Annotated in this window: 1 pseudogene; it reads right to left on the bottom strand. The window is 67.2% G+C overall.

Annotated features, from left to right (window positions below):
* A pseudogene (locus J5M56_RS24205) lies at window positions 1-362 on the bottom strand (glutamine--fructose-6-phosphate aminotransferase); the annotation flags it as partial.
* Window positions 363-531 lie beyond the last annotated feature (169 nt).

Below are 531 nucleotides of genomic sequence, written 5' to 3'. Positions count from 1 at the left end.
CCCTTCGCGCGCAGCGCTTCGCGCAGCGGCTCGAAGTTCTCGATGATGCCGTTGTGCACGAGCGCGAGCGCGTCCGACGAGAAGATCGGATGCGCGTTGTGCGTGACGGGCGCGCCGTGCGTCGCCCAGCGCGTGTGCGCGATGCCCGTCTCGCCTTCGAGATGCGATTCGCGCACCTGCGCGTCGAGATCGGCCACCCGCGCGACGCTGCGCGCGCGCTTGGGCGTGCCCGGCGCGGGGGCGCCGGCGTCGAGTACCGCGACGCCGCATGAGTCGTAGCCGCGATACTCGAGACGGCGCAGCCCTTCGATCAGCACCGGAACGATGTTACGTTGCGCAACTGCGCCGACAATCCCGCACATGAAAAGCTATCCTTCGAAACTCGACAATGATGCAGGCGCGCCGCTGCGCGCCCGAAAAACGGTTCAGCTCTTCTTCTTGACGGGGCGCACGTAGCCGCTCTTCGCGGTCTGCGTCTTGTCGTTGAGCACGAGCATGTCCGCGGCGACGTCCTTCCATACGGTCGTGCCC

The sequence above is a fragment of the Pseudomonas sp. 51_B genome, from assembly GCF_017491595.1.
Classification (GTDB): Bacteria; Pseudomonadota; Gammaproteobacteria; order Pseudomonadales; family Pseudomonadaceae; genus Aquipseudomonas; species Aquipseudomonas promysalinigenes.
This window is presented reverse-complemented; position numbering and strand designations above follow the sequence as displayed.